At 62.2% G+C, this 672-nt stretch carries 1 protein-coding gene; it reads left to right on the top strand.

Features of this window, described 5'->3' with window-relative positions:
• Window positions 1-231: 231 nt before the first annotated feature.
• Window positions 232-672: MobA/MobL family protein (locus AC0L25_RS32475; RefSeq protein WP_473599194.1), on the top strand; the 441-nt coding region annotated here is incomplete at its 3' end.

The raw sequence follows: 672 nt of genomic DNA on the forward strand, positions 1-672 counted from the left end.
TCGCGCGCCCTGTCCTCCAGCGCCTTCAGTTCCGCATCAAAGTCCCGTGGTTTGCGCATCGTCGTCTCCATGAGTTGTCGGTGCAATGATGATAGGTGAGCACTTTGCCGAATGCTCCAGGGTTGCCGGGACGGCTCGGGACGGGCTGGTCGCTCCCGAGACTTTTTCGAGGGAGGGCGCGCTTATACGTCGTGCCGACGTGGGCTTTGTCGTGCAAATGATCGGGTCGCGATGGCGATCTATCATCTGCACGTCAAGGTCATTGGCCGCAAGTCCGGCTCCAGCGCGGTGGCGTCCGCTGCTTACCGTTCGGCCTCGCGGCTGCGCGACGAACGACTTGACCGTGTCCATGATTTCTCCGCCAAGCGCGGCGTCGTCCATTCCGAAGTCATGCTGCCGGACAATGCACCCGAGGCTTGGAGTGACCGCGAACGGCTGTGGAACGATGTCGAGGCGTTCGAGGTCAGGAAGGATGCGCAGCTTGCCCGCGAGGTCGAATTCGCCCTTCCGCGCGAGATGAGCGTGCGCCAAGGCATCGAGCTTGCCCGCGACTTCGTGCAGGCCGAATTCGTGGACCGCGGCATGATTGCCGATCTCAATGTGCATTGGGACATGGCAGAGGACGGCATGCCCAAACCCCATGCGCATGTCATGCTGACCATGCGCGCGGTA

The organism is Mesorhizobium sp. WSM4813 (assembly GCF_055811555.1).